Annotated in this window: 28 protein-coding genes and 1 riboswitch; of the genes, 15 read left to right on the forward strand and 13 right to left on the reverse strand. The window is 74.3% G+C overall.

Annotated elements, in window-relative coordinates; all coding sequences use genetic code 11:
* Window positions 1–248: 248 nt before the first annotated feature.
* Window positions 249–743 (forward strand): transcriptional regulator, encoded by a 495-nt coding sequence (locus ABZ801_RS06860; RefSeq protein ID WP_285492517.1) that lies wholly within the window; start codon window positions 249–251, stop codon window positions 741–743.
* 156 nt (window positions 744–899) lie between these two features.
* Here ABZ801_RS06860 and ABZ801_RS06865 read toward each other — a convergent pair whose 3' ends face one another.
* The 3 genes from ABZ801_RS06865 to ABZ801_RS06875 form a co-directional block, all read right to left on the reverse strand.
* Window positions 900–1184, reverse strand: a complete 285-nt coding sequence (locus ABZ801_RS06865) for a hypothetical protein (protein ID WP_360693835.1) — start codon at window positions 1182–1184, stop codon at window positions 900–902.
* 510 nt (window positions 1185–1694) lie between these two features.
* A complete protein-coding gene (locus ABZ801_RS06870) occupies window positions 1695–2210 on the reverse strand; it encodes an SAV_6107 family HEPN domain-containing protein (protein ID WP_344955379.1) in 516 nt (171 codons plus the stop codon).
* A 354-nt stretch (window positions 2211–2564) separates the two neighbouring features.
* Window positions 2565–3314, reverse strand: coding sequence for a L,D-transpeptidase family protein (locus tag ABZ801_RS06875; protein ID WP_360693838.1), 750 nt, complete (start codon window positions 3312–3314; stop codon window positions 2565–2567).
* Window positions 3315–3379: 65 nt separating this feature from the next.
* Here ABZ801_RS06875 and ABZ801_RS06880 point away from each other — a divergent pair, with 65 nt between their 5' ends.
* The 5 genes from ABZ801_RS06880 (at window position 3380) to ABZ801_RS06900 (ending at window position 6242) form a co-directional block, all read left to right on the forward strand.
* Window positions 3380–3853 (forward strand): YbaK/EbsC family protein, encoded by a 474-nt coding sequence (locus tag ABZ801_RS06880; protein ID WP_360693841.1) that lies wholly within the window; start codon window positions 3380–3382, stop codon window positions 3851–3853.
* Window positions 3850–4209, forward strand: a complete 360-nt coding sequence (locus tag ABZ801_RS06885) for an arsenate reductase family protein (RefSeq protein WP_360693844.1) — start codon at window positions 3850–3852, stop codon at window positions 4207–4209. Before ABZ801_RS06880 ends, ABZ801_RS06885 begins: the two co-directional genes overlap by 4 nt.
* Window positions 4210–4257: 48 nt before the next feature.
* Window positions 4258–5187, forward strand: a complete 930-nt coding sequence (locus tag ABZ801_RS06890) for a hypothetical protein (protein WP_360693847.1) — start codon at window positions 4258–4260, stop codon at window positions 5185–5187.
* Window positions 5188–5212: 25 nt separating this feature from the next.
* Complete coding sequence (locus ABZ801_RS06895; protein WP_344955369.1) at window positions 5213–5542, forward strand: hypothetical protein; 330 nt, start codon at window positions 5213–5215, stop codon at window positions 5540–5542.
* A gap of 115 nt (window positions 5543–5657) precedes the next feature.
* Window positions 5658–6242 carry a GNAT family N-acetyltransferase gene (locus ABZ801_RS06900; protein WP_344955367.1) on the forward strand — a complete coding sequence of 195 codons (585 nt, stop codon included), beginning with the start codon at window positions 5658–5660 and terminating at the stop codon, window positions 6240–6242.
* Window positions 6243–6285: 43 nt separating this feature from the next.
* On the opposite strand, the gene metF is transcribed toward ABZ801_RS06900, so the two are convergent.
* Window positions 6286–7218 (reverse strand): methylenetetrahydrofolate reductase [NAD(P)H], encoded by a 933-nt coding sequence (gene metF, locus ABZ801_RS06905; RefSeq protein WP_344955365.1) that lies wholly within the window; start codon window positions 7216–7218, stop codon window positions 6286–6288.
* Window positions 7219–7399: 181 nt separating this feature from the next.
* Here metF and ABZ801_RS06910 point away from each other — a divergent pair, with 181 nt between their 5' ends.
* Both ABZ801_RS06910 and ABZ801_RS06915 read left to right on the forward strand, forming a co-directional pair.
* Window positions 7400–8452: a polyprenyl synthetase family protein gene (locus ABZ801_RS06910; protein ID WP_344955363.1), complete on the forward strand. Its 1053-nt coding sequence runs from the start codon at window positions 7400–7402 to the stop codon at window positions 8450–8452.
* Window positions 8453–8699: 247 nt separating this feature from the next.
* Window positions 8700–9683, forward strand: coding sequence for a serine/threonine-protein kinase (locus tag ABZ801_RS06915; RefSeq protein WP_344955361.1), 984 nt, complete (start codon window positions 8700–8702; stop codon window positions 9681–9683).
* Between the two features lie 57 nt (window positions 9684–9740).
* Here the strand turns inward: ABZ801_RS06915 and ABZ801_RS06920 are convergent, their stop codons facing one another.
* From ABZ801_RS06920 to ABZ801_RS06935, 4 genes are all read right to left on the reverse strand, one after another.
* Window positions 9741–9899, reverse strand: a complete 159-nt coding sequence (locus tag ABZ801_RS06920; protein ID WP_344955359.1) for a hypothetical protein — start codon at window positions 9897–9899, stop codon at window positions 9741–9743.
* A 130-nt stretch (window positions 9900–10029) separates the two neighbouring features.
* Window positions 10030–10716 carry a thiamine phosphate synthase gene (gene thiE, locus ABZ801_RS06925; RefSeq protein ID WP_360693854.1) on the reverse strand — a complete coding sequence of 229 codons (687 nt, stop codon included), beginning with the start codon at window positions 10714–10716 and terminating at the stop codon, window positions 10030–10032.
* Window positions 10717–10916: 200 nt separating this feature from the next.
* Complete coding sequence (locus tag ABZ801_RS06930; protein WP_344955355.1) at window positions 10917–11291, reverse strand: Rv2175c family DNA-binding protein; 375 nt, start codon at window positions 11289–11291, stop codon at window positions 10917–10919.
* A 108-nt stretch (window positions 11292–11399) separates the two neighbouring features.
* Window positions 11400–12602 (reverse strand): FAD-dependent oxidoreductase, encoded by a 1203-nt coding sequence (locus ABZ801_RS06935; protein WP_360693859.1) that lies wholly within the window; start codon window positions 12600–12602, stop codon window positions 11400–11402.
* Window positions 12603–12705: 103 nt separating this feature from the next.
* Window positions 12706–12820, forward strand: a riboswitch (TPP riboswitch).
* Here ABZ801_RS06935 and thiO point away from each other — a divergent pair.
* The 6 genes from thiO to ABZ801_RS06965 all read left to right on the forward strand — a co-directional run bounded on the left by thiO (window position 12811) and on the right by ABZ801_RS06965 (window position 19231).
* Entirely contained in the window at window positions 12811–13932 is a 1122-nt protein-coding gene (gene thiO, locus ABZ801_RS06940) for a glycine oxidase ThiO (protein ID WP_360693861.1), read from the forward strand. (Overlaps the previous riboswitch by 10 nt.)
* Window positions 13929–14135 carry a sulfur carrier protein ThiS gene (gene thiS, locus ABZ801_RS06945; protein ID WP_344955349.1) on the forward strand — a complete coding sequence of 69 codons (207 nt, stop codon included), beginning with the start codon at window positions 13929–13931 and terminating at the stop codon, window positions 14133–14135. The genes thiO and thiS overlap by 4 nt, the downstream gene beginning before the upstream one ends.
* A 101-nt stretch (window positions 14136–14236) precedes the next feature.
* On the forward strand, window positions 14237–14992 hold the full coding sequence (locus tag ABZ801_RS06950; RefSeq protein ID WP_344955558.1) for a thiazole synthase: 756 nt from the start codon (window positions 14237–14239) through the stop codon (window positions 14990–14992).
* Between the two features lie 159 nt (window positions 14993–15151).
* A complete protein-coding gene (locus tag ABZ801_RS06955) occupies window positions 15152–16135 on the forward strand; it encodes a DMT family transporter (protein ID WP_360693865.1) in 984 nt (327 codons plus the stop codon).
* Between the two features lie 152 nt (window positions 16136–16287).
* Complete coding sequence (gene pknB / locus ABZ801_RS06960; RefSeq protein WP_360693868.1) at window positions 16288–18231, forward strand: Stk1 family PASTA domain-containing Ser/Thr kinase; 1944 nt, start codon at window positions 16288–16290, stop codon at window positions 18229–18231.
* A 91-nt stretch (window positions 18232–18322) separates the two neighbouring features.
* A complete protein-coding gene (locus ABZ801_RS06965) occupies window positions 18323–19231 on the forward strand; it encodes a deoxyribonuclease IV (RefSeq protein WP_360693871.1) in 909 nt (302 codons plus the stop codon).
* A 476-nt stretch (window positions 19232–19707) separates the two neighbouring features.
* Here ABZ801_RS06965 and ABZ801_RS06970 read toward each other — a convergent pair whose 3' ends face one another.
* From ABZ801_RS06970 to ABZ801_RS06990, 5 genes are all read right to left on the reverse strand, one after another.
* A complete protein-coding gene (locus ABZ801_RS06970; RefSeq protein ID WP_344955341.1) occupies window positions 19708–21462 on the reverse strand; it encodes a cation acetate symporter in 1755 nt (584 codons plus the stop codon).
* Complete coding sequence (locus ABZ801_RS06975; protein WP_344955339.1) at window positions 21459–21839, reverse strand: hypothetical protein; 381 nt, start codon at window positions 21837–21839, stop codon at window positions 21459–21461. Before ABZ801_RS06975 ends, ABZ801_RS06970 begins: the two co-directional genes overlap by 4 nt.
* A complete protein-coding gene (locus ABZ801_RS06980) occupies window positions 21832–22884 on the reverse strand; it encodes a LytTR family DNA-binding domain-containing protein (protein WP_360693876.1) in 1053 nt (350 codons plus the stop codon). Before ABZ801_RS06980 ends, ABZ801_RS06975 begins: the two co-directional genes overlap by 8 nt.
* Before the next feature lie 117 nt (window positions 22885–23001).
* On the reverse strand, window positions 23002–24288 hold the full coding sequence (locus ABZ801_RS06985) for a histidine kinase (RefSeq protein WP_344955335.1): 1287 nt from the start codon (window positions 24286–24288) through the stop codon (window positions 23002–23004).
* A 96-nt stretch (window positions 24289–24384) separates the two neighbouring features.
* Entirely contained in the window at window positions 24385–25014 is a 630-nt protein-coding gene (locus ABZ801_RS06990) for a sulfite oxidase-like oxidoreductase (protein WP_344955334.1), read from the reverse strand.
* Between the two features lie 262 nt (window positions 25015–25276).
* Here ABZ801_RS06990 and aroF point away from each other — a divergent pair, with 262 nt between their 5' ends.
* Complete coding sequence (aroF, locus tag ABZ801_RS06995) at window positions 25277–26320, forward strand: 3-deoxy-7-phosphoheptulonate synthase (protein ID WP_344955332.1); 1044 nt, start codon at window positions 25277–25279, stop codon at window positions 26318–26320.
* Window positions 26321–26570 lie beyond the last annotated feature (250 nt).

Here is a 26570-nt window from a genome sequence, read left to right on the forward strand (position 1 = left end):
ACGTGACCGGTGCGCGCGACGGGCCGGCCCGATCCGGACGGTCCGGATCGAGACCTGCGGATTCGACCGCTTTTTTCCAATCAGCTTGACCTAGGGCCGTCCCCGTTTTACCGTCACTGTCCGTAACCATCGCTGGAGACGGACCCTTGGGGCGGTGCAGCCTCCGGGTCCGGGCTTCCCCCCGGGCACGAAGGAGCGCGTTCCGGGGGCCCGACAACGACGACGAAAGTGAGCCTGGGGGACCGCACATGCCGTCTGAATACGCTAAGGCTCTTGGGGCGCGCCTACGCGCCATCCGCACCCAGCAGGGCCTGTCCCTGCACGGCGTGGAGGAGAAGTCCCGCGGCCGCTGGAAGGCCGTCGTCGTGGGTTCGTACGAGCGGGGCGACCGCGCCGTCACCGTTCAGAAGCTGGCCGAGCTCGCCGATTTCTACGGCGTGCCGGTTTCCGAGTTGCTGCCCGGCGGAGCCGCGCCGAGCCCGCTCGGGCCTACACCGAAGCTCGTGATCGATCTCGAGCGTCTGCAGCAGCTTCCGAAGGACAAGGCCGGTCCCCTCGCCCGCTACGCCGCGACGATCCAGAGCCAGCGGGGCGACTACAACGGAAAGGTCCTGTCCATCCGGCAGGAGGATCTGCGGTCGCTGGCGGTGATCTACGACAAGTCGCCGTCCGAACTGACCGAGGAACTGATCGGCTGGGGCGTTCTCGACCCGGAGGCCCGGCGCGCCGTGGAGGCGTTCTGACCACCTGACCGGGAGCCCCTCGACCCGGCGTCCGGGGCCTGGTCTGCGAGACGAGCCCCTCGCCTCGCGTGCCAGGCCCCGGACGGCATCGCCCGCCGCATCACCACCGGCGCGTCACCACCGGCGCGTCACCACCGGCGCGTCACCACCGGCGCGTCACCACCGGCGCGGCGCCGCCGCGGCGACGGCGAGCACGCCCGCCATGGCGACCGCGCTGACGGCGAAGCCGAGCGCGAAGCCCCACTCGGCGGGGAACCGTCCGCCGTCCGGCACCGACGCCGTGACGATCACGGCGCTCACCTGCGTCCCCAGCGACGCCCCTACGGTGCGGAGCAGCGTGTTCACACCGGTGGCCACCCCCGTGTGCGCCGCGGGCACCGCCGCGACGACGAGCAGTTCCGCGCCCAGGGTCAGCGCGGCCAGCCCCGCCGCCAGCAGCACCGCCCCCCACCAGGCATCCGAGCGTGGGGCCCGGGCCGCCGTTTGAGCGTGCGCCCATCGGGGGGCGCGGGGGGAAGCGTGGCAGGTAGCAGGGATTGGCAGCAGGCGGCGCGGTGGTGGGCTGGATGTGCGGGGATGTCGCACCGGGCGTCCGAGGGGGCCGGGGCCGCCGTTGGTCCAGGGAGGGGAACGGCGGCCCCGGCGGGCGAGGCGGCCAGACCAGGGGAGGATGACCGCCTCGAGATGGGGGTCCGGGCGTCGCCCCGTGGGACACCGCACACGGGGCTGTGGCGGGGCCGACCGCGGGACGGCGAGCGGGCCGACTGGGCCCGGTCGGAGGTCTGCGGGGCCTCCCCCGGCTGGGCACCGAGGACAGGGCTGCGGCGAAGTCGGCCGTAGCTCACCCGGGCGGTGGCTTTGGGAGCGTCTTCTGGGTGGGTGTCTGGTCGAGGGTGGGGGGTGACGGAGCAGGTCGTGGGGTGGTGAGGTGTTGCGTGCTCCGGGCTTGGGTCAGCTGGCGCGGGAGTCGGGGATGGGGAGGGTGGGCTGGCTGGGGATGCCCAGGGTCTCCTCCACCAGGGAGACGAACACCTCGGCGTCGTGCAGGAGTTCGTCGGCCTCACGCGCGGTCACGGCGCGGGGCAGGCCCGCCTCGGCGGCGGCGCGCTTGTCGGCGCCGGCGGCGAAGAAGGCGGCCCACTCGCGCAGGGCGGGCTCGGCCTCGGGGAGCAGCACCCACACGCTGCGCGGACGGCCGCGGCGGTGGGTCTCCACGGGCTCCTTGGAGGCCAGCACCGCGGCGGCGGCGCGCAGCGCGGCCAGGTGGGCGCACACGTAGCGCACGGCGGGCGAGGTGGCCTCGGCCGCCTCGGCCAGGCCCATGCGGGCGGCCTGCAGCTGCCCGGTGGCCGTGTGGGCCGGGCGTGGGGCAGGAAGCGGGCGTGGACGTGGGCGGGGCAGGTCGCCGAACTGGGCGGAAGAGTGAACAGCGGAGTGGGCGCCCCGCGTGGTCTTCGTGACGGACATGGCCTGTCTCCTTCCGGCTCGGGCCGGCCTGGCCGGCCGGGCGGAGCGCTTCCCCTCGCTCCGCCCGGCCGTCCGTCCCGCCGGATCGCGCGCTGATCCGGCGGGGACGGGCGGGGGTTCCGGGGGACGTGCCCCCGTGAACACCGCGGACCCCGGCGACACCGGCCGTCGGGCCGGCGAGCAGGGGGCCGCGCCCCGTAGCCCTGGCACGGTCCGCGAGTCCCGTACCACGTCGAACATAAGTTCGACGCATTCACAGTAAACCGTCCCCATGACGATTCGTCAACGTGTTCGAACACGGCGACGATCGCCCTGGTCAGGGCCAGTAGAGCAGGCGGGTCCGACAGTCGCGGGCTAGGCCGGACGGCGCACGTGGACGGCGACCCCGTTGGCGACGATCTTCGGGAAGTACTCGGCGATGTGCATGGGCAGCCGCACGCAGCCGTGCGAGGCCGGGTGGTCCGGCACGCTCGGCGCGCCGTGGAAGGCGATGCCGCCGTTGAAGTAGATCGGGTTGTAGAGCCGGCCCAGCGGCGCGACGCGCCAGCCGTCGATGCGGCGCTGCGTGCGGTAGTCGCCGGTCGGGGTGACGGCGTGGCGGCAGTGCTCCTTCTTGGTCTTGGGGTCGGTGGTGCAGAAGCGCTCGCCGGACCCCGCCGAGACATGCGAGATCAGCCGCAGCCTGCCGTCCTTGTAGACGACGAGGTACTGGCGCGTCAGGTCGACGTCGACACGGTCGGCCTCACGCCGCTTGGTCAGCGGCTGGGGCTGCCTGGGGGCGTCCAGCGCCTTCCAGACGCCGGCGTCGACGGTGCCGTTGACCGCGAGGCGGTTGACCTTCTGGAAGGCCCACACCGCCATCTGGGTGGACGTCCCGAAGCGGCCGTCGGCGGTCCCCGGGTCGTAGTGGAGTTGCTTGAGGCGGGTCTGCAGCTGCCGTACGGCGTCGCCCTTGGACCCGAGCTTCAGCGTGGGACGCTGGGCGGGCGCGGCCGCCTGCTCGACGGTGGGGGTGGTGGCGCCTTCGGCGGCCGTCGCCGCCTGGGTCGTGAAGCCGGTCGCGACCACCGCGCCGGCCAGTACGGCTGCCATCCGTGCACGCATCCGCATACCTCCCTTCCTGGGCAAATGCACCCAAGGTACAGTTCTCGACACTCTAGAGTGCTGCCATGCATGCGAACGCCGAACGGGTGGCAAAGGCCCTGCGGGAGCGGGGCGCGACCGGCGAGATCGTCGAGCTGCCCGAACCCGCCCCCACCGCCCAGGCCGCCGCCGAGCAGCTCGGCTGCGCGGTCGGCGCGATCGCCAACAGCCTCGTCTTCGACGCCGACGGCGCCCCGCTGCTGGTGCTGACGAGCGGCGCCCACCGGGTCGACACAGGCCGGGTGGCCGCGCTGGTGGGGGCGCGCAAGGTCAGGCGGGCCACGCCGGAGTTCGTCCGGCAGGCGACGGGTCAGCCGATCGGGGGTGTCGCTCCGCTCGGGCACCCCGCCCCGATCCGTACGCTCGTGGACGTGTGGCTGGACAAGCACGACGTGGTGTGGGCGGCGGGCGGGCATCCCCACACCGTCTTCCCGACCTCGTACGAGGAGCTGGTGCGCATCACCGGGGGCGACCCCGCCGACGTGGGAGTGGACGAATGACGACCGAGATCTGGCACAACCCGCGCTGCTCCAAGAGCAGGGCCGCCAAGGCCGCGCTGGACGAGGCGGGGGTCTCCTACACCGAGCGCCGTTACCTGGACGATCCGCCGACCGCCGAGGAGCTCGACGCGGTGCTCACCCGTATCGGCGCCGAGCCGTGGGACGTGGCACGGCTGAACGAGCCCGTCGCCAAGGAGCTGGACCTGAAGAACATGGAACGCGACCGCGCGCGCTGGATCGAGGTGATGGTCGCCAACCCGGTGCTGATCCAGCGGCCCATCGTCCTGACCGGTGACGGCGTCGCGGTCGTGGCCCGCGACCCCGACTCGGTGCGGCGGGTACTCGACAGCGAGTGATGCCGGTGTGATTCTGGGGAACCGGACCCACGACGTTCGGGAGGGCGGATGACCGCGCAGATGCGCACCGGGCCGGCCGCGCGAAACGCCGACTTCCGCGGCATCGATCCGCCCGCGCTCAACCAGCTCCTCAAGCAGATGCAGGAGGCGGCCACGGCGATCCGGGGCTGGCTCAACGGCCACCGCCCCCCGCCGGGGGTGTCGGCCGCCGGGTACCGGCAGGCCGACCAGGTTGCGCAGTGGACGGCCGACCAGCTCGGCATGCTGACGCGCCGCTACAACTACGCGGTCACCCATCCCGACCGGGGCGGGGGCGTCCAGACGCCGCCCGCCCCGTCCCCGGCGCCGGGCCCGTCCGGCGGCCCGGGCACGGGTGCGACGCGGGGCGTCCCCACGCCCAGGGGCGGCGCCGGCAAGGGCGGGCAGCCGTCCAAGGGCGGCGGGGCGCCGTCGCGTCCGTTCAAGCCCGCCCCCGCGAAGCCGCCCCGCAACACGACGCCGAACGGCGCGGGCGACATCGGCAACTTCCCCACCCGGGAGGCCGCCGCCAAGGCCGCGCGTGCCGACGCGCTCGCTGTGTCCGCCGCGCTCAAGGACCACAAGCCCGTCCCCGATTCGGTGTGGAAGCACCTGAAGGCCAACGCCGACGACCCCGACTACACCGAGAAGCTCTATGAGCGGCTCGGCCCGGCCGGGGTCGCCGCCCTGCTCCAGGCGGCCGACGGGAACAAGACGCGCCTGGGCTTCGTGCAGGAGTCCCTGGGGACGGCCAGCCACCACCTCACGATGGACGTCACGTGGCTGCGCACGCTCCTGGAGGAGGCCGAGAGCCGGGAGGTCCGTTCCGTCGCGGTGCAGGTGCTCACCGGCGCGGACATGAGCCAGAAGGCCCGCGACGCGCTGGCCAAGCTGGGCCTGCACGGCCCGACGGCCGCCTCACCCCAGTCCGACCAGCGTCAGCCCGCACTCGAAACCTGAGACACAACAGACCTGAGAGGTCGTCATGGCCGCTCCGCCGCCCCCCGGGAGCCTGCCTCCGCCGCTGGACGAGTCCGCGGCGGCCAAGCTGTCGCCCCACGAGCGTCCAAACCCCGCCTACCGGCAGCTCTACCAGGCGTACGCCGACGCCTACGGCAGCATCGGCAGGCTGCGCCAGGCCCTGGACGCGCCCGTCAAGACGCTGGGCGGCACGGACGCCTGGCTGGGCCCGGAGGCGCGGCAGTGGGGCGGGCAGCTCGACGAGAACCGCGCCAGCCTGCAGAAGGCCGCCGACCGCATCCTGTGGGACATCTACGACCGCCTCAACGCCACCCAGCGCACCGTCCCGGCCTGAACGCCCCTCCTCCCCCTGGACGCCGTGAGGCCGCAACGCCCGTGGCCAGGGCGAAGCGATCGCTCGCCCCCGGCCGGACACAGGCGGCGCCACGGGCGGGTCTAGGCTCTACTGCGTGAGGGAGCCGAAGCTGCGCGAGATCGACCATCGTGCCTTCCTGCGCCGCCTGAACCCCATCGTGGAGGTGTACGCGGCGGCGATGCGGCCGCCCCGCGACCAGCTTCCGGGACGGCACACGATCATGCAGCGGCACGCCGCGTACCCGGGGTTCCGGGCGTTCGTGGCCGAGCGGCGCGGGGCGCTGCCGGGCCTGAACGGGCCGGTGCGCGGGTTCATCTACGGCTTCCACGGCGGGGCCGGGCAGTGGTGGCACGACGTGGTGTACCAGGCGCTGGCCGAGAAGGGCGGCCCCGAGCACGCCGCCGCCTGGATGGACGACGCGTTCGAGGTCGCCGAACTGCACGTGCATCCCGAGCACCAGGGCCAGGGCCTGGGCCGGGCGTTGCTGAACGCCCTGTGCGAGGGCCGTTCGGAGCGCACGGCGGTGCTGTCAACGCTGAACAGCCCGCCGGACTCCCCGGCCCGCAACCTGTACCGCTCGGTGGGCATGGTCGACCTGCTCACCGACTTCGAGTTCCCCGGTGGCGGCCCCCGCTACGCGGTCATGGGCGGCACGCTGCCGCTCACTCCCAGGCACTGAGCCCGGGCCAGGCCGGCGGCCCGGGCGGCCCAACGCCCCGGGATCAGGCGGTGGCGCGGGCCGGGCGGGCGGCGCTGTGGCCGGACTCCTCCAGCAGCGCGTACACCTCGCGGGTCGCCGTGGACTTGTTGAAGGTGATGAAGTGGATGCCGGGCGCGTCCTGGTCGAGCAGCTCACGGCACAGCTCGGCGGCGTGCTCGATGCCCAGCCGCCGCACCGCCTCGGGGTCGTCCGCGACCGCCTCGAACCGCTCGCGCACCTCGGGCGGGAACGGGGCGCCCGACAGCTGCTCGGAGCGCTCGATGGTGCTGAGCTGGGTGACCGGCATGATGCCCGGGATGATCGGCACGTCGCAGCCGGCCGCCGCCACCCGGTCGCGCAGCCGGAAGTAGTCCTCGGCGCGGAAGAACATCTGGGTGATCGCGTAGTCGGCGCCCGCGCGGCACTTGGCCACGAAGTGCCGCGTGTCGCTCTCGATGTCGGGCGAGCGCGGGTGCTTGTAGGGGAAGGCGGCCACGCCCACGCAGAAGTCGCCGTACGCGCGGATCATGCCGACCAGCTCGGCGGCGTACTCGACGCCCTCGGGGTGCTTGACCCACTCGCCCATCGGGTCGCCGGGCGGGTCGCCGCGCAGGGCCAGGATGTTGCGCACCCCCGCGGCGGCGAACCGGCCGACCAGGTGGCGCAGCTCGGCGCGCGAGTGGTTGACGGCGGTGAAGTGCGCCACCGGGGTGAGGGTGGTGTCGGTGGCGATGCGCTCGACGATGTCGACGGTCGTGTCGCGGGTGCCGCCGCCGGCGCCGTACGTCACCGACACGAACGACGGGCGGAGCGTCTCCAGCTCGCGGATCGTCCGCCACAGGTTCCGCACCCCCTGCTCGGTCTTGGGGGGGAAGAACTCGAAGGAGAACGTCTTGCGGCCGTCTGCCAGCAGCTCGCGGATCGTCGGGGCGCGGTCGGGACGTACGGATCGCATCCCCCAAGCGTAGTGGTGGGGGCCCCGCCGGCACGATCCCGAGGTCGTCCGGCGGCACGATCCGAGTACCGCCCCCGGTGCGCGCGCCGATCCAGCCTGGCCGAAGATGAAATTACGGACATGGTGCGAAATACTCGCCTCGTCCGTAGGTGATCAACCAGCGAACGGAACGATCAGGAACATGACGACGCGCCGCATCCGCAAGGAGGTCGACGAGGCTCTGCTGGCCTTCGTCGACCACCGGCGGCCGGACCTGCTGGCGATCAGCCCGGATCTGGCCCCCCTGCTGGACGCGCTGGACGCGCTGCTCGCGGGCGGCAAGCGGCTGCGCCCGCAGTTCTGCTACTGGGGCTGGCGCGGCGCGGGCGGCGACGAGGCGCCGGGCATCGTGACCGCCGCCGCGTCCCTGGAGCTGCTGCAGGCCAGCGCGCTCATCCACGACGACGTGATGGACTCCAGCGACACCCGGCGCGGCCAGCCGTCGGTGCACCGCCGGTTCGAGGAGCTGCACCGGCGCGACGGCCTGCTGGGCGCCCCCGAGCCGTTCGGGCTGGGCGCTGCGATCCTGCTGGGCGACATGTGCCTGGCGTGGTCGGGCGAGATGTACGAGACCAGCGCGCTGGCACCGGAGCGGCTGGCCCGGGGGCGCGCCGTCTACGACCGGATGCGCACCGAGGTGATGTGCGGCCAGTACCTGGACGTGCTGGAGGGCGCGCGGCGCGGCGGCACCGTCGACACGGCGCTGCGCGTGGTGGAGTACAAGAGCGCCAAGTACACCATCGAGCGGCCGCTGCACCTCGGCGCCGCGCTAGCCGGGGCGCCGCCCGAGGTGATCGAGACGCTCAGCGCGTACGGGCGGCCGCTCGGCATCGCCTTCCAGCTGCGCGACGACGTGCTCGGCGTGTTCGGCGACCCGGCGGAGACGGGCAAGCCCGCGGGCGACGACCTGCGCGAGGGCAAGCGGACGGTGCTGGTCGCGCTGACCGCCGAACGCGCCGAGCCCGCGCAGGCCGAGATCCTGGAGCGGCATCTCGGCGACCCGGCGCTGGACGCCCCGGGCGTCGACCGGCTGCGGACGATCATCGAGGAGAGCGGCGGGCTGGCCGCCTGCGAGGAGATGATCGACCGGTACGCGGCCGAGGCCGCCGCCGCGCTGGCGCACGCCCCGCTGGCCCCCGAGGCCGTCACCGCGCTGGAGGAGCTGGCCGTCGCCGCCACCGCCCGCCAGGCCTGACCGGCGCGGCGCCGCCCGCCGGCCCGTCCGGCGCGGCGCCGTGCGCGTGCCCGTCACATGCGGGGTGCCCGTCACATGCGGGGTGCCCGTCACATGCGGGGTGCCCGTCACGTGCGGGGTGGCCGTGCCGTGCGGCGCCGTGCGCCCGCGACGAGGTAAAAGATCAATGTTCGGGACGCGCGGACGGGGTCGGCACGGTACAAAAGAGGCATTCCCCAACCCCCGCCTCCCCGAGCCGGAGCCCGACGTGCCCACCACGCCCCGTCCCTCACCGCCCGAACGGCGTGCGCGACGCGACCCGCGGCCGCGTCGCGACCGGCGCGTGCGCGGCCCGCTGGCCCCGGACGACCCCCGCCGCATCGACGACTACCGGCTGCTGGGCCGGCTCGGCGAGGGCGGCCAGGGCGTCGTCTACCTGGCCCGGTCGCCGCAGGGCGAGCTGGTCACGGTCAAGCTGCTGCGGGGCGGCTCGGCGGCCGGCCAGCGCGCGCTCGGCCGCTTCCGCAAGGAGGCCGACGCGGCGCTGCAGGTCGCGGGCCGGCACACCGCCCGGATGCTGGACGCCGACGTCACCGGCGACCGCCCGTACATCGTCAGCGAGTACGTCGAGGGACCGTCGCTGCAGCGGGTCGTCGAGGAGCAGGGGCCGCTGCCGGAGGAGCGGCTGCGCACGGTGGCGCTGCGCACCGCCGCCGCGCTGGCCACCATCCACCGGGCGGGCATCGTGCACCGCGACTTCAAGCCGGGCAACGTGGTGCTCGGCCCGGACGGCGCCAAGGTCATCGACTTCGGCGTGGCCCGGATGGCGGACGCCACCACGATCACCACGGGCCCGGTGGGCACGCCCGCCTACATGGCGCCCGAGCAGATCGAGGACGAGCCGGTCGGCCCGCCCGCCGACGTGTTCGCCTGGGGCGCCACGGTGGTGTTCGCCGCCACGGGACGTCCCCCGTTCGGCAGCGGGCCGAGCGCGGCGGTGATGCGGCGGGTGACGTCGCGCCGTCCCGACCTGGGCGACATGGACGGCCCGCTGCGCGACCTGGCGCTGCGCTGCCTGGACAAGAACCCGGCCGCCCGGCCCACGGCGCGGCAGCTGGTGCGCGCGCTGCGGGAGGGACGCGCGCCCGCCCCCAAGCCGCGGCCCAGGCGCATCCCCGCCTACCGCTGGCGGATGATGGTGGCGCTGGCCGTGGTGATGGCGGCCGGGTTCGTGCTCGGTCTGCTGTGGTGAGCGGGGCCGCGCGGCGCGGGACGCCGCGCGGCCGGTGAGTGCCGGGTCAGGGCCGTATCACCAGTGCGGCGGACGGTCGTCCAGGAGCCGGGAGTCGTCGTCGCCGCGCCATTCGCCCCATCCGGTGTCGGTGTCGTCGGTGGTCTGGTCGGGGAGGATCTCCAGCTCGTCGTCGGCCAGGTCGACCACACGCTCGTCGTCGGGTCCCATGCTCATGGGTCCATTGTCGGACATGCCGGCGCGTGCCCGTCGCCGGGGCGGCGATCACGGGGCGACCGTACGGCGACCTCCGGGAGAACGGGCGGCGACGCCCCCGATGACCAGGCCCGACGCTCAGGCCCGATGATCAGGCCGGATCGGCGGAGCGGGCGGCCAGGCGGCGGGCCAGCTCGGCGGCCGCGGCGCCCGGGTCGGCCGCCTCGGTGAGGGCGCGGACGACGACCACGCGGCTCGCCCCGGCGGCCAGCACCTGGTCGAGGTTGCCCGCGTCGATGCCGCCGATGGCGAACCAGGGGCGGACCTCGCGCTGCGCGGCGACGTACTCCAGCAGCTTGGGCCCTGGGGCGGGCCGTCCCGGCTTGGTGGGGGTGGGCCACACCGGGCCGGCGCAGAAGTAGTCGACGCCCGGCTCGGCGGCGGCCGCCGACGCCTGCTCGTCGGAGTGCGTGGACCGGCCGATGAGCACGTCCTGGCCGACGATGGCGCGGGCCGCCTGCACCGGCAGGTCGTCCTGGCCCAGGTGCAGGACGTCGGCGTGCGCGGCGTGGGCGACGTCGGCGCGGTCGTTGACGGCCAGCAGCGCCCCGTGCCGCTCGCAGGCCGCCCGGAACACCCGCAGGTACTCCAGTTCCTGCCGCGCCTCCAGGCCCTTCTGGCGGAGCTGGACGATGTCGACGCCGCCGGCCAGCACCGCGTCGAGGAACTCGGGCAGGTCGCCCTGCCGCTCCCTGGCGTCCGTGCAGAGGTAGAGGCGGGCCCGGCTGAGCCGGGCGCGCAGGGCGACGGCGCGTTCGGAGGGCAGGTGCCTGGACACGGTGGGAGAGGTTCCTTTCACTGTTGTGCGCGTGCGTGCGCTCTGTCTGTCCGCGCGCGGCGCGTGTCTTGCGGTTGATACCCGGCGCCGGGGGGCCGGATGCGGATCGCGGGGTCACGCGCCGGTGCGCACCGGCCGTGCGGCGGCCGGTGCGCACTTCTCCGGTTGCGCCCTCCCTAGAAGGCCAGGGCCTGGGCGCCCTAGAAGGCCAGGGCCTGGGCGCGGCGGCGGACCTCGGTGCCGCGGTTCTCGCTGAGGGCCTGGACCGGGGTGCCCGGGAGGGTGTCGTCGGCGGTGAACAGCCACCGCAGCGTCTCGAGGTCGCTGAAGCCCGCGTCCGACAGCACCGTCAGCGTGCCGGACAGTCCCTTGATCACCTGGCCGTCCCGCAGGAACGCGGCGGGGACCATGAGCTGGCCCTCGCGGCGGACGGCCAGCAGCTTGCGCTCGGCGAGCAGCTGCTTGATCCTGCTGTGCTTGACTCCCAGCCGCGCGGCCACCTCCTTGAGGGTGAGCCACTCCCCCGCCAGGGCGTCGGTCCGGGGATCGAGATCGCGCTCAACGGTTGCGTGCATCTGCGTCACGCCCCCTGCCTACCACGCCCCCGCTCCTCTCAAACCCCGGCGCTTCCCGGAAGGCCGCCGGGCGCCGCCGCCGGCGTCGCGGCGCCGTCACGTGCGCCGTCACGGCTTCACCGTCTCGCGGACGGGACGCTCGGGGTCGGCGAGCAGGTCCGGGTCGACCGGCGTGCCCGCGGTCATCACGCGGCGCGCCTGCACCAGGTCGCGGGGACGGTCGACGGTGAGGATCGCGTCCAGGCGGTCGCCGGTGAGCCAGCACACCGACCACTTGGAGCCGTCGGGGTCGCCCCGGTACAGCGCGCGCTCGGCCACCGGGTGGTGGCCCGCGTACTGCACCATCCGGCCGAACTGCTCGGACCAGAAGTACGGCACGGGGTCGTACTCGGCGTCCTCCCCGACCAGGGTGGCGGCCGCGACGGCGGGGGCGTTGAGGGCGGTGTCCCAGTGCTCGACGAGCAGGCGCCGCCCGTACCTGTTCGACCACCAGGCGGCGCAGTCGCCCACCGCCACGATGTCGGACCGCGGGGTGCCCGCGACGGTGACGCGGAACGCGGCGTCGGTCGCCACGCCGCCGTCGATCTCCACGCCGGAGCCGTCCAGCCAGCCCAGCTCGGGGCGGACGCCGACGCCGACCACGATCGCGTCGGCGGCGACGCGGTCGCCGTCGGCCAGCAGCAGCGACCCGGGCTCGACGGCGGCGACCTTGACGCCCGTGCGCAGCTCCACGCCGGCCTCGCCGTACCAGCGGGCCGTCAGCGCCCCGACCTCCGGGCCGATGGCGCCCGACAGGGGGGCGTCGGCGGCCTCCACCACCGTGACCGAGCAGCCCTTCCTGGCGGCGGTGGTGGCGACCTCCGCGCCGATCCAGCCCGCGCCCACGATGACGAGGCGGACGCCGGGCGTCAGCCGCGCGCGCAGGTCGCGGGCGTCGTCGATGGTGCGCAGCACGTGCTGGGCGCCGTGGCCGGGCAGGGTGACGGGCGTGGCGCCGGTGGCGATGACCAGCCCGTCGAACTCCAGCTCGCCGGCGGTGGTGACGACGGTGCCGCCGCGCGGGTCGCCGGGCCGCAGCGCGGTGGCGCGCTCGCCGAGCAGCGTCTCGCAGCGCAGGTCGTCCCAGTCGACCTCGACGGTGGTGTCGTCGGCGTCGCCCGCCAGCACCGCCTTGGACAGCGGCGGCCGGTCGTAGGGCCGGTGCCGCTCGGCCGAGACGAGGATCACCTCTCCCTCGTGCCCCTTGCGGCGCAGGGCCTCCACCGCCCGCACGCCCGCCAGCCCGCCGCCCACCACGATCACCCTGTTCATGAAGGCTCACCTTAGTCCGCCCGGTTCCGGCCGCTTCGGACGGCCGTCCGCCACGCGCATGCCCGCACACGGGACCGGACTAATGGGACGTAGGGTGGTAGATGCGAGAAACCGCGGGAGTCCGGTACGACCGGGCTGAGAGGGCGGCTGTGCGGGCCGCCGACCGCCAGGACCTGATCCGGATCATGCCGGCGAAGGGAGTGCACACTTGGAGATCGTGATCATTGGGGCCGGGGTCGTCGGGCTGGCCACGGCCTGGCGGACGGCCGCGCGCGGCGCGTCGGTCACCCTGGTCGATCCCGATCCGGCGAGCGGCGCGTCGGCCGTCGCCGCCGGGATGCTGACCCCCGTCAGCGAGCTGACCTACGGCGAGGAGCCGCTGCTGCGGCTGGGCCTGACGTCCCTGGCGCGCTACCCGGCGTTCGTCGCCGAGCTGGAGGAGCTGACCGGGGCCGACACCGGACTGCGCACGGACGGCGTCCTGCAGGTCGCCTTCGACGCCGACGACCTGGCGTACCTGGACGACCTGCGCCGTTTCCAGGAGGCGCTGGGGCTGACCCCGCAGACGCTGACCGGACGGGAGTGCCGCCGGCAGGAGCCCATGCTGGCGCCGGGCGTGCGCGGCGGGCTGCTCGTCCCCGAGGACGGCTCGATCGACCCGCGCAGGCTGACCCCCGCGCTGCTGGCCGCGGCCGAGAAGCTGGGCGTGCGGCTGGTCCGGCGGCGCGCCGAGGCCGTGCTGGTCGAGCGCGACGCCGTCGCCGGCGTGCGGCTGGACGACGGCTCGCGGCTGCCCGCCGACCGGGTGCTGCTGGCGGCCGGGCCGTGGTCGTCCGACATCGGCGGCCTGCCGCCCGGGACCGTTCCACCGGTGCGTCCGGTGAAGGGCCAGGTGCTGCGGCTGCGCACCCGGGTGCCGTTCCTGCGGCGCTGCACGCGCGGGCTGGTGAAGGGCTCGTCGATCTACCTGGTGCCGCGTGCCGACGGGGAGATCGTGGTCGGCGCCACCCAGGAGGAGATGGGCTTCGACACCCGCGTCACCGCCGGGGGCCTGTGGGAGCTGCTGCGCGACGCGCGCGAGCTGCTGCCCGGCATCACCGAGCTGGAGTTCGCCGAGGTGTCGGCGGGGCTGCGGCCCGGCTCGCCCGACAACGCGCCGGTGCTCGGCCCGTCCGCGCTGCCGGGGCTGGTGCTGGGCACCGGGCACTTCCGCAACGGCATCCTGCTGACGCCGGTCAGCGCGGACGCGCTCACCGAGACGCTGCTGGACGGGACGGTGCCCGAGGAGGCCCGTCCCTTCACCCCCGATCGCTTCGAGGTCACGGCATGAAGGTCAAGGTCATCGTCAACGGGCAGGCGCGCGAGGTGCCCGAGGGCACCAGCGTGGCCGAGCTGGTGTCGTCCGTCGCCCCCGCCGTCTCCGGCGTGGCGGCGGCGCTCAACGACGAGGTGGTACGGCGCTCCGACTGGGACGCCACGACGCTACGGGAGGCGGATCGGCTCGAGGTGCTGACCGCCGTGCAGGGAGGTTGACGGTGCGAGAGCAGACGGCCCACACGACTCCGGCCGGCACGGCCGCGGCGGGCCGGGCCCCGGGCGGCGAGGCCCCGGACGGCGGCGCGGACCGGCTCGTCATCGCGGGCGAGGAGTTCGGCTCCAGGCTGATCATGGGCACCGGCGGCGCGCCCAGCATGCACGTGCTGCGCGAGGCGCTGACCGCGTCCGGGACCGAGCTGACCACCGTCGCCATGCGCCGCGTCGACCCGGCGGCGCGCGGCTCGGTGCTGGACGTGCTGCGCGAGTGCGGCATCCGGGTGCTGCCCAACACGGCGGGCTGCTTCACGGCGGGCGAGGCCGTGCTGACGGCCAAGCTGGCCCGCGAGGCGCTGCACACCAACTGGGTGAAGCTGGAGGTGATCGCCGACGAGCGCACCCTGCTGCCCGACCCGATCGAGCTGGTGGACGCGGCCGAGCAGCTCGTGGACGACGGGTTCGTGGTGCTGCCCTACACCAACGACGACCCGGTGCTGGCGCGCCGCCTGGAGCAGGCGGGCTGCGCCGCGGTGATGCCGCTGGGCTCGCCGATCGGCTCGGGGCTGGGCATCCGCAACCCGCACAACATCGAGCTGATCGTCGAGCAGGCGAACGTGCCGGTGGTGCTGGACGCGGGCCTCGGCACCGCCAGCGACGCCGCGCTGGCCATGGAGCTCGGCTGCGACGCGGTGCTGCTGGCGACCGCCGTCACCCGCGCGCAGCATCCCGCCGTGATGGCCGCCGCCATGCGGCACGCCGTGGAGGCCGGGCGGCTGGCGCGGCTGGCGGGGCGGATCCCCAAGCGCCGCTACGCGCAGGCGTCGTCCCCCTGGGAGGGCATCAGCACCGGCGCCTGACCCTTCATGAAGGATCGCTAAACGCATCCCTGTAGAAAGATTCGCTGGACCTGAAAGATCGGCGGACGCAGACTGATCCACGTTCTCCCCCGGCCCGCGCCCTGACCGGCGCGAACGCTTCGGGGTTCATGGAAACGTCCGCTTTCTAAGGTGCAGCGCATGGAACGACAGACAGAGGCGGCGGCCCGGCCGCCGGTGGACCGGCGCGCCGTGGCCGCCGCGGCGTTCACGGTCGTGATGTGGGCGTCGGCGTTCGTGGCGATCCGCAGCGCGGGCCGGGAGTTCTCGCCGGGCGCGCTGGCGCTGGGCCGCCTGCTGGCGGGTTCGGCCACGCTCCTGCTGCTGTGCCTGGTGCGCCGGGAGGGCCTGCCGCCGCGCGCCGCCTGGCCCGGCGTCCTGGTGTCCGGGGTGCTGTGGTTCGGCGTCTACAACGTCGCCCTGAACTGGGGCGAGCAGGAGGTGGACGCGGGCACCGCCGCGATGGTGGTCAACGTCGGCCCGATCCTCATCGCGCTGCTGGGCGGCTGGCTGCTCAAGGAGGGGCTGCCGGCGCGCCTGCTGGCCGGGATCGCGGTGTCGTTCACCGGCGCCGCCGTGGTGGGCGTCTCCCTGTCGGACGGCGGCCCGGACGGCGGTTCCGCGGCGCTGGGCGTGGTGCTGTGCCTGCTGGCGGCCGTCACCTACGCGGCGGGAGTGGTGAGCCAGAAGCCCGCGCTGAGGCACGGCTCCCCGCTGCAGGTCACCGCGTACGGCTGCGTGGTGGGGACGATCGCCTGCCTGCCGTTCTCCGGGCGGCTGGCCGGAGAGCTGGCCGACGCGCCCCTGTCGGCGACGCTGAACATGGTGTACCTGGGGGTCTTCCCGACCGCCCTGGCGTTCACCACCTGGGCGTACGCGCTGGCCCGCACCTCGGCGGGCAAGATGGGCGCGACCACCTACGCCGCTCCCGCCCTGGTGGTGCTGATGTCGTGGACGCTGCTGGGCGAGGTGCCGGGGCCGTTCACCCTCGCGGGCGGCGTGCTGTGCCTGGCCGGAGTGGCCGTGTCGCGCGGCGGGCTCGGCGCCGTCCGCGCGTGGATCGCCCGCCGCTCCCCCGCCCCCGTCCCCGAGGAACCGGCGGCCGAGCCCGCCCCCTCACGTTGAGCGACGATCGCGGCACATCCCGTCGCCGTCCGCGCCCCTCGAAACCGCAGTTCGCGTCGAAATGGTCACGCTGCGCAGCCGATCAAGGGCGGATCGATGCTCATACTCCCGACTGATGATGCGCACCGGAAAAGCCGCCTAGACTCGCAGCGATGGACACGACGGTTGCCGACCCCCTCGTCGGGCGGGTACTCGACGGGCGCTACCGCATTGAGTCCCGTGTCGCGCGCGGCGGCATGGCCACGGTCTACGTCGCCCGCGACCTGAGGCTCGATCGCGTGGTCGCCATCAAGGTGATGCACGCCAACCTCGCGGCCGACGACGAGTTCGTCGCCCGCTTCATCGGCGAGGCCAAGGCGGCCGCCGCGCTGTCGCACCCCAACGTGGTCGCGGTGTACGACCAGCGCACCGACGGCGAGCACGTGTTCCTGGTCATGGAGTACGTGCCCGGCCGCACGCTGCGCGACCTGCTGACCGAGCGGGGACGCCTCGGCCCCCGCGCCGCGCTCGAGATCACTCAGCCGGTGCTGGCCGCGCTGAGCGCCGCCCACCGGGCCGGCCTGGTGCACCGCGACGTCAAGCCGGAGAACGTGCTGATCACCGAGGACGGCCAGGTCAAGGTGGCCGACTTCGGGCTGGCCCGGGCCGAGAGCGCCAGCAAGATGACCAAGACCGGGCTGATCATCGGCACCGTCGGCTACCTGGCGCCCGAGCAGGTGCTGTCGGGCAACGCCGACGTGCGCACCGACGTGTACGCGGCCGGGGTGATGCTCTACGAGCTGCTCACCGGCGAGCTGCCGCACCAGGGCGACACGCCGCTGGCGGTCGCCTACAAGCACGTCAACGAGGCCGTGCCGCCGCCGTCGGGCCTCGTGCCGGGCCTGCCGCAGCAGCTGGACGTGCTGGTCACCCGGGCGACCGCGCGCGAGCCCGCGCAGCGGCCGCAGGACGCGGGGCAGTTCCTGGCGCTGGTGGCCGAGGTGCACGGCGGCCTGCCGCCCGACATCGACTGGCGCGTCGAGCAGGCGTCCTACGGCCGCACCGCCGTCATGGAGGCCCCGCAGGCCCCGCCGCCCGTGCCGGGACTGCCGCACGGCGGGCGCACCGCCGTGCTGTCGCCCGCCGAGACCGGGCCGTCCCTGGTGCCGCCGGGCGACCACGCCCCCAGGCGCGGGGTCGGCGCGACCGGCCGGTACGTCCTGATCGCGATCGGCGCGGTCGCCGCCGTGGTGCTGGCCTGGTCGGTGTGGTACCAGACGTCCGGCCAGTACGACCACGTGCCCGACCGCCTCATCGGCATGAAGGTGGCCGACGCCCGCCAGGCGCTCGCCGACGCGGGCCTGCGGGCCCGGATCGCCCCCGAGGTCTACAGCGACCGGGTCGACAAGGGCGAGATCGCCAAGGCCGACCCGGCGCCGGGCACGCGGATCGCCAAGGGCGAGACGGTGACGCTGACCCCGTCCAAGGGCCGGGTGCCGCGCGAGGTGCCCGACGTGCGCGGCCGCTCCCTGGACGACGCCAAGCGCATGCTGCGCGACGAGGGCCTGCAGCCCGGCCGTGAGAGCAGCACCCCGTCCCAGACGGTGGCCAAGGGCCGCGTGGTGCGCACGAACCCGGCCGCGGGCGAGAAGCAGTCCCCCGACGTGCCGGTGCAGATCGTCGTCAGCAGCGGCATGTCCATGCCGAACGTGGTGGGGCAGAAGAGCGACGACGCCGCCAACCGGCTGCGCTCCATGGGCCTCGACGTCAAGATCGAGCGGCGCCGGGACGGGAGGCGACCCGGTGACACGGTGCTGTCGCAGAACCCCGAGCCGGGTACCGGCGTGTCGTCCGGCGACGAGGTCACGCTCGTGGTCAACCGCCGCGACTGCCTGTTCGGCGAGTTCTTCTGCGACGACGACCGCGGGCGCGACCGGGGCGACCGCCTCCCGGTGCCGCCGGTGATCGGCCAGTCGTTCGACGACGCCAAGCGCGCGCTCAAGAGCTCCGGCTTCAAGGTCAAGATCGGCAGCAAGCTGGGCGACCGGGTGGTCGGGCAGAACCCGCTGCCCGGCTCCTCCGCCCAGCGCGGCCAGGAGATCACCATCTGGGGCTGACCGCCTCACGGCGGACGCGCACGGCGGCCGGGCGGGGTCGACGGGCGGGATGGACGGACACGGTCCGGCGGCCAACTATGCTGAGCGGCCTATGGCCTCCTCATCCGTGACCTCGTCCTCCACCGGCACGTCCTCCGCCTCGCCGGCGCCGGCCGTCGTGGGCGGCCCGGTCGGCGCGCACGTCCCGGTCGCCGGCGGGCTGGCCACCGGCGGCCTGAAGTACGCCGCCGAGATCGGCGCCGAGGCCGTCCAGGTGTTCGTGTCCAACCCGCGCGGCTGGGCGCTGCCGGAGGGCCGGCCCGCCGAGGACGCCCGGCTGCGCGAGCAGGACGACCTGCCGGTCTACGTCCATTCGGCGTACCTGGTGAACTTCGGCTCGCCCAGCGCAGAAACGCTGGCCAAGTCGGTGGCGTCGGTGCGGCACGCGCTGCGCCGGGGCCGCGACATCGGCGCGCGCGGCGTGGTCGTGCACACCGGCTCGGCGGTCAGCCAGTCCTACGAGGACGCCATGCGGCAGGTCCGCGAGCAGGTGCTGCCGCTGCTGGAGGAGATCCCCGGCGACGGGCCCGACCTGCTGCTGGAGCCCATGGCCGGGCAGGGCAGGATGCTGTGCGCCAAGGTGGAGCAGCTCGGCCCGTTCTTCGAGGCGCTGGACCACCACCCCAGGCTCGGGGTGTGCTTCGACACCTGCCACGCGTTCGCCGCCGGTCACGACCTGTCCGCCCCGGGAGGGGCGGCCGCGACGATCGACGCCCTCGTCGAGACGGTCGGCGAGGGACGGCTCAAGCTCGTCCACGCCAACGACTCCAAGGACGCCTGCGGATCGGCCAGGGACCGCCACGAGAACATCGGCGCGGGCCGGATCGGCGAGGAGCCGTTCGCGGAGCTGTTCCGCCACCCGGCCGTGGCGGGCGTCCCGTTCATCATCGAGACGCCCGGACGCGCCCCCGAACCGCACCGCAAGGACGTGGAGACCCTCAAGCGCCTGCGCGACCGCTGAGACCGCGGGCACCGCACCGCCGAGGTCGCGTACACCGCACCGGGCCGGCCCCACAGACGGAAAACGGCCCGGGCGTCGCTGAACAACCCCCCGACTATTCAGCGACGCCCGAGCCTCACGCCGTCGGATCCCACCCCCCCGGTACGGGATCCGACGGCTCCTGATCCGGCTTTTCGGTGCCGTGCCGGATCTCCTCTGTTGTTCCGTGCGGAGGGGGCGGTTCCGCCGCCGACGGGCCGATGCGCTCGGGCCCGTGCCGCGTCCACTCGCTCCCCCCGAAGCGGTGTGGTGCGTGGTGCCAATGGAAACAGTAGAGGGATCCGATACCGATGGGGAGGCGATGGCCGGTCCCCCTCGGCCAACGGCGGGTAGCCGTCGATGTGCGTCGCGTCGCCGGCCGACGAGCGGTCGATCGATGACGACGAACGGTTTCGCCGCGACAGGGGGAACGGTCCACTTTCTTCGGCGAAGAGGCGTCAACGATTGACGATTTCCTCCGGCAGGTGCAACCGGGCCAGCGCCCGGTCGGCCCGGCGGGGCACCCGGCGGCGCGTCAGCAGCGACCCGCCCACCATCACCGCGAACGTCACCGGCACGATCGCCATCGCCGGCTGCGTCAGCAGCGCGGCGGGCCAGCCGTCCCACGGCCCGCCGAACAGCCGCGTGACGGCCGCCGCCACCGCCAGGCCCCCGCCCACCAGCAGCCCGGCGCCCGCACCGAACGCCGTCAGGCCGCGCCACCAGATGCCGAGCAGCAGCAGCGGGCACAGCGAGCACGCCGACACGGAAAGCGCCAGGGTGACCAGCCTGGCCGCGCCGATCGCGCCGACGTCCTGCGCCAGCGTCAGCGGAACGCCGAGCGGCACGGCCAGCGCGAACACCGTGCCGAGGCGGAAGGCCGCCACGCCGCCGCGCAGCACCCGCTGCGAGACCGTGCCCGCGATCGCCACCACGATGCCGCAGGACGTGGAGATGAACGCGGCGAACGCCCCCGCCGCGACCAGACCCGTCAGCAGCGCGCCCGCGGTGCCGGGCACCAGCCGCTGCGGCACCATCAGGATGGTCGCGTCGGTGTCGCCGGTGACGAGCAGCTCGGGCGTGTAGAAGCGGCCGAGCGCCCCGTACACGGCCGGGAAGAGGTAGAACAGGGCCAGCAGCACCGGCACCATCGCGGCGGTGCGGCGCGCCGTCCTGCCGCAGGTGTCGGTGTAGAAGCGCATCAGGATGTGGGGCAGCCCCATCGTGCCCAGCAGCACGCCCAGCAGCGCCGAGTACGTGGCGAACAGCGGGTGGTCGTGGCCCCGGGCGAACGGCAGCGCCCAGGTGTGGTCCTCCTGGATCGGCAGCCGTTCGGCGTGCGGCACCCAGGCCCCCGCCGGGAACCGCAGCTCGGTGCCCTCGGCCACGGTGTGCCGGCCCTTCACCAGCCGTAGCGGCCGCCCGTGGTGGACCCTGCCGTCCAACGCGCCGCGCACCGTCACGTCCGTGTCGGCGGGCACCCGCACGGCCACGTCGGTCTGCACCCGTACGACGGTGGCGCGAGGGAACTTCGGCGGCCCGTCCCCGGTCGGGTCGCGGCCTCCGTCCAGCCGCCAGACGGCCAGCACGGCGACGGCCGGGATCGCCACCGCGCACACCTTCACCCAGTACTGCATCGCCTGGACGACGGTGATGCTGCGCATGCCGCCCGACAGCACCAGGCCCGCCACCACGGCCACCACCAGCGCCCAGCCCGCCCACGGCGGCGCGCCGGTCAGCACCCGCAGCGTGACGCCCGCGCCCTGGAACTGCGGCAGCAGGTAGAACCAGCCGATGACGCACACGCACACCGACACCAGGCGCCGCACGGCCAGCGAGCCGAGCCGCCACTCGGCGAAGTCGGAGATGGTGTAGGCGCCCGAGCGGCGCAGCGGCGCGGTCACGAACGCCAGCAGCAGCACGTACCCGGCGACGGCCCCGATCGGCAGCCACAGCATGTCGGCGCCGTAGGCCAGCAGCAGCCCCGCCGACCCGAGGAACGCCGCCGCCGAGATGTACTCGCCGCTGATCGCGGCGGCGTTCCACAGCGGCGTCACCCCGCGCGAGGCGACCAGGAAGTCCGAGGCGGCGGCGTCGCCGGCGGGGACGCGTCCCCGCAGCGCGGTCGAGCCGCGCACCGTGGTCAGCGCCGTCATCAGTCCCAGGACGACGATCAGCGCGGTCAGCGCGATCGCCACCGCCGACGCGATCACTGGTGGTCCACGAAGCGCGCGAACTCCCGCTCGGTGCGTTCGGCCCGCCACAGCTGCCGGACCGCCAGGGTGATCCAGACCGGCTGCACGCACAGCACCAGCAGCGGCCAGGCCAGCGGCACCCCGTGCACCCGGGCCCGCGCCAGCGCCGGGACCAGGATCAGCAGCAGGGGCAGCCCGATGATCGCGGCCAGCACCACCCCGGCGGTCAGCAGCGCCGAGCGCAGCTGCGCGCGGATCAGCGCGCGGGCGTACACGGCGCCGAGCTCGGTCTGCTCGTCGAGGTCGCGGGCGATGCTCCAGCCCGTGCCGACCGGCCCCCGGCGGGCCCGGTGGGTGCGCGGGTTGGACACCGCCACGCGGCGCGGCTCAGTCATCGCCGTGTCCGCCGCCGCGTCCGCCGCCGGGCCCCCACTCGTCGTCCCGCCCGTCCTGGTCGCCGTCCCGCCTGCCGGGCCCGCCGCCCTGCTGACCCCGCTCGCCGCCCTGCTGACCCCGCTCGTCGCCCTGGCGGCCCGGCCCGCCGCCGCGCCCGCCCTGGTCGCCGCGGCGCCTACCGGGCTCACCGCGCCCGCCGCCCGGCTCACCGCGCCCGCCGCCGTCGCCGCGCCTGTCACCGGGCTCGCCGCGCCTGGTGCCGGGCTCGCCGTGCCGCCCGTCCTGGTCGGCGTTGCGGAAGCGGCGCACCAGCAGGTCGCGCACCTGCCGGGTGTGGCGGCGGGCGACCGGCAGCAGCTCCTGCCCGACCTGCACGGCCGCGCGGCCGCCGTCGAAGCGCAGCTCGGTGATGTGCGCCAGGGCCACCAGCGTGCTGCGGTGGATGCGGATGAACCCGGCCGCCTCCCAGCGGCGCGCCAGCTGGGCCAGCGGCATGCGCACCAGGTAGCTGCCCTCGGCGGTGTGCAGCCGCACGTAGTCGCCCTGCGCCTCCACGTACGTCACCTCCCGGCGGGGCACCAGGCGGGTGCGGCCGCCCAGCTCCACCGGCACCATCTCGTCCTCGGGCGGACGGTCGACGGCGTGCTCCTCCTGCGCCGCGACGCGGTGGACCGCCTCGTCGACCCGGCGGACGGCCTCGGCCAGCCGCTCGGGCCGCACCGGCTTGAGCAGGTAGTCCAAGGCCCCCAGCTCGTAGGCGGTGACCGCGCAGTTGTCGTGCGCGGTGACGAACACCACCACCGGCGGGGCGGCGAACCCCGACAGCAGCCGGGTGAAGTCGAGCCCGTCCAGGCCCGGCATGCGGATGTCGAGGAACACCGCGTCGAGCCGGTCGCCGGACACCAGCATCCGGCTCAGGTTGCGCAGCGCCGCGGCGGCGTCGCTGACCCCGGTGACGCGCTCGATCCGCGGGTCCTCCCGCAGCAGGTAGACCAGTTCCTCCAGGGCGGGGACCTCATCGTCAACGGCAAGGACGCGCAGCATAAGAGGACCCTGCCGCGATTACCGATCGTCCGCAATCGGTTTCACAGAGTGAAGGAGTTTCGCCGACGCCCCGTTGACCGCACACGAGCACCGTCCCCGGCGCCGGGACGCCGGCGCTCAGTCGGGGAAGACGCCCGGACTGTACTTGGGAACGCGCAGGTTGACCTTGGTGCCCGCCCCGACCGCCGTCTCGACCGTCAGCCCGTACTCGTCGCCGTAGACCTGCCGCAGGCGCTCGTCCACGTTGGCCAGGCCGATGCCCGCGCCGCCGCGCCGCTCGCGCCCGGCCGACAAGGGGCCCGCGGCCAGGATCTCCCGCAGCCGGCCGGGGTCCATGCCGACCCCGTCGTCCTCCACGCTGATCGCCGCCTCGGCCCCCGCGTCGCGCGCCACGATCTGGATGCGGAACGACTCGCGGGCATCGGCCATGCCGTGCCGGATCGCGTTCTCCACCAGCGGCTGCAGCGACAGGAACGGCAGCGCCACCGGCAGCACCTCCGGGGCGACCTCCACGCTGAACTGCAGCCGGTCGCCGAACCTGGCCCGCTCCAGCAGCAGGTACCGGTCGATGGAACGCAGCTCGTCGGCCAGGGTGGTGAAGTCGCGCGGGTTGCGGAACGAGTAGCGGGCGAAGTCGGCGAAGTCCAGCAGCAGGTCACGGGCCCGTTCGGGGTCGGTGCGGACGAACGAGGCGATGGTGGTCAGCGAGTTGTAGACGAAGTGCGGGGAGATCTGGGCCCGCAGCGCGCGCATCTCGGCCTCGGCCAGGCGCGCGCGGGAGGAGTCCAGCTCGGCCAGCTCCAGCTGGCTGGACACCCACCGCGCCACCTCGCCCACCGCGCGCACGCGCGCCGCCGACGCGCTGCCCCCGTAGGCGGCCAGCGCCCCCTCCACCCGTCCCTGCACCGACAGCGGCGCCACCATGGCCACGCGGATGCGGCACCTGGCGTCCTCGCACGACAGGACGTCCGGCCCGACCACGCGCGGCCGCCCGGACTCCAGCACCGGCCGGGCATGCCGCAGCACCGCCCAGGCGTGCCGGGAGCCGCCGGGGCCGTCCCAGACCAGCAGCCGGCCGCAGGGCGCGTCCGGCCCGTCGTCCGGCCCGCCGGGGGGCCCGTCGTGCGGTTCGTCGTCCTGCGCGGCGGCCACCAGCGCCACCGCCTCGACGCCGAGCAGCGTCCGCAGGTGCCGGGCCGCCTTGCGGGCGGAGTCGCGGTTCAGCCCGGCGCGCAGGGACGGCGAGGCCCGCGAGATGGTGTGCAGCGTCGCGAACGTCGCCTCGTCGGCCATGCTGCCGAACCCGCGCCGGGACCGCAGCCACGGCCGGAGGGCGCACGCGCCGAGGGCAGCGGCGAGGGTCGCCCCGCAGACCAGAATTCCGGTCACGGACGGTATCAACATGAAGACACACAGTAATACCCATGAGGGGGTGCGGCCCTGCCGTTTGGGGCAACAGGTACCGTCCAGCACAGATCAAGGGCCGCCAAGGCGCGTCGATCAGTGGGGCGGGGCCTCGCCTTCCTCCTCCTGATACGAGTAACGCTGCTCGTTCCAGGGGTCGGCGACGTTGTGGTAACCGCGTTCCTCCCAGAAGCCGCGGCGGTCCCTGACCATGTACTCCACGCCCCGGACCCACTTGACGCTCTTCCACGCGTACAGGTGCGGCACCACCAGGCGGACGGGGAAGCCGTGGTCGGGGGTGAGCCGCTCCCCGTTGCGGTGCGTGGCGAACATCGTCTTGTCGGCCAGGAAGTCGCTCATGCGGATGTTGGCGCTGTAGCCGTACTCGGCCCACACCATCACATGGGTGACGTCCGGATGGGGCGGGGCCAGCTCCACGACGGTCGAGCCGGACACGCCCTCCCACTCGTTGTCGGGGATGGAGAACTTGGTGACGCAGTGGAAGTCGCCGACCGCCCTGGCGCGCGGCAGCCGCTCGAACTCCTCCCACGTCCAGCGGTGCTGCCCGCCGGACTCGGTCGCGCCGAACACCCGGAAGTCCCACGAGTCGGGACGGAACTTGGGCACCGGACCGTAGTGGAGGACGGGCCAGCCACGGGGGACGTACTGCCCCGGCGGCAGCGGCTTGCCGGGCGGTTTACCGGAAGGCTCATCGGGTGGGGACATGACGCGGCCATACTGCCATCCGGCGTGAGCTGAGCCATATTCGCCCCCCTCCCCTCTCGCCCGCCGGGCCGTGGGTTACTCTTGTCGGGTGCGCAACGTCGTGTATTTCTTTTGGTTCGACCAGCCCGGGCGGCTGGTCTGCCAGACGCTGCGCTGACAGACCTCAAGGCGACAAGCCCCGGGCCGCTACGGCCCGGGGCTTTCGTCGTTTCAGGGCGCGGACGCGGGGTCCACCGGACCCCGCCGTATGAGGAGGCACAGCATGGTCGTCGTCATGGCCCAGGAGGCCACCGAATCGGATATCCAGGCCGTCGTCTCGCTGGTCGAGACGGCGGGAGGCGAGGCGTTCGTCAGCCGGGGCGTCGAGCGCACCATCATCGGGCTGGTCGGGGACGTCCAGCAGTTCGCGTCGCTGAACCTGCGCGGCATGGGCGGCGTCAGCGACGTGATCCGCATCTCGGCCCCGTACAAGCTGGTCAGCAGGGAGAACCACGCCGAGCGTTCGGTCGTGCGGGTCGGCGGCGTGCCGATCGGGCCGGGCACGATGACGCTGATCGCGGGCCCGTGCGCGGTGGAGACCCCGGAGCAGACCCTGCAGGCGGCGCAGATGGCGCGCGCGGCGGGCGCCACCCTGCTGCGCGGCGGCGCGTTCAAGCCGCGCACCTCACCGTACGCCTTCCAGGGCCTCGGCGAGGCCGGGCTGAAGATCCTGGCGGACGTGCGGGCCGAGACGGGCATGCCGATCGTCACCGAGGTCGTCGACGCCCACGACGTGGAGCTGATCGCCGGATACGCCGACATGCTGCAGATCGGCACCCGCAACGCGCAGAACTTCGCGCTGCTGCAGGCCGCCGGCGAGTCGGGCATGCCGGTGCTGCTCAAGCGGGGGATGAGCGGCACCATCGAGGAGTGGCTGATGGCCGCCGAGTACATCGCCCAGCGCGGCAACCTCGACATCGTCCTCTGTGAGCGGGGCATCCGCACCTTCGAGAAGGCGACCCGCAACACCCTGGACATCTCCGCGGTGCCGGTGGCGCAGCGCCTGGGCCACCTGCCGGTGATCGTCGACCCGTCCCACTCGGGCGGCAGCCGCGACCTGGTGCTGCCGCTGACCCGCGCGGCCATCGCGGTCGGCGCGGACGGTGTGATCATCGACGTGCACCCGCACCCGGAGACCGCGCTGTGCGACGGCCCGCAGGCGCTGGTGGACGGCGACCTGCGCGAGCTGGCCCGCGTCGTGCGCGAGCTGCCGCCGCTGGTCGGCCGCAGGCTCACCGAGTCCGCCGACGAGCCCGTCCCGGCCTGACGCCTCCCCAGGCCGGACGCGAGACGGACGCGGGCCGCGCGGTCACCTCGGTGATCGCGCGGCCCGCGCCGGATGGTAGTGTCGCGGCCATGGCGTACTGGACGGCGAACCTTGGGCCGCCCCGCTCCTGACCGGGGTGCGGCGACCTTTTCCTCTTCTTATCCTCCGCCCGGCCCGGCGCAGACGCGCCCGGCCCGGCGACGCGTGCCGCCCGCCGCGTGACCGCGGCCCGGCTGCGGCGCGTCCGGCT

Source organism: Actinomadura sp. NPDC047616 (assembly GCF_040642915.1).
Classification (GTDB): Bacteria; Actinomycetota; Actinomycetes; order Streptosporangiales; family Streptosporangiaceae; genus Spirillospora; species Spirillospora miaoliensis.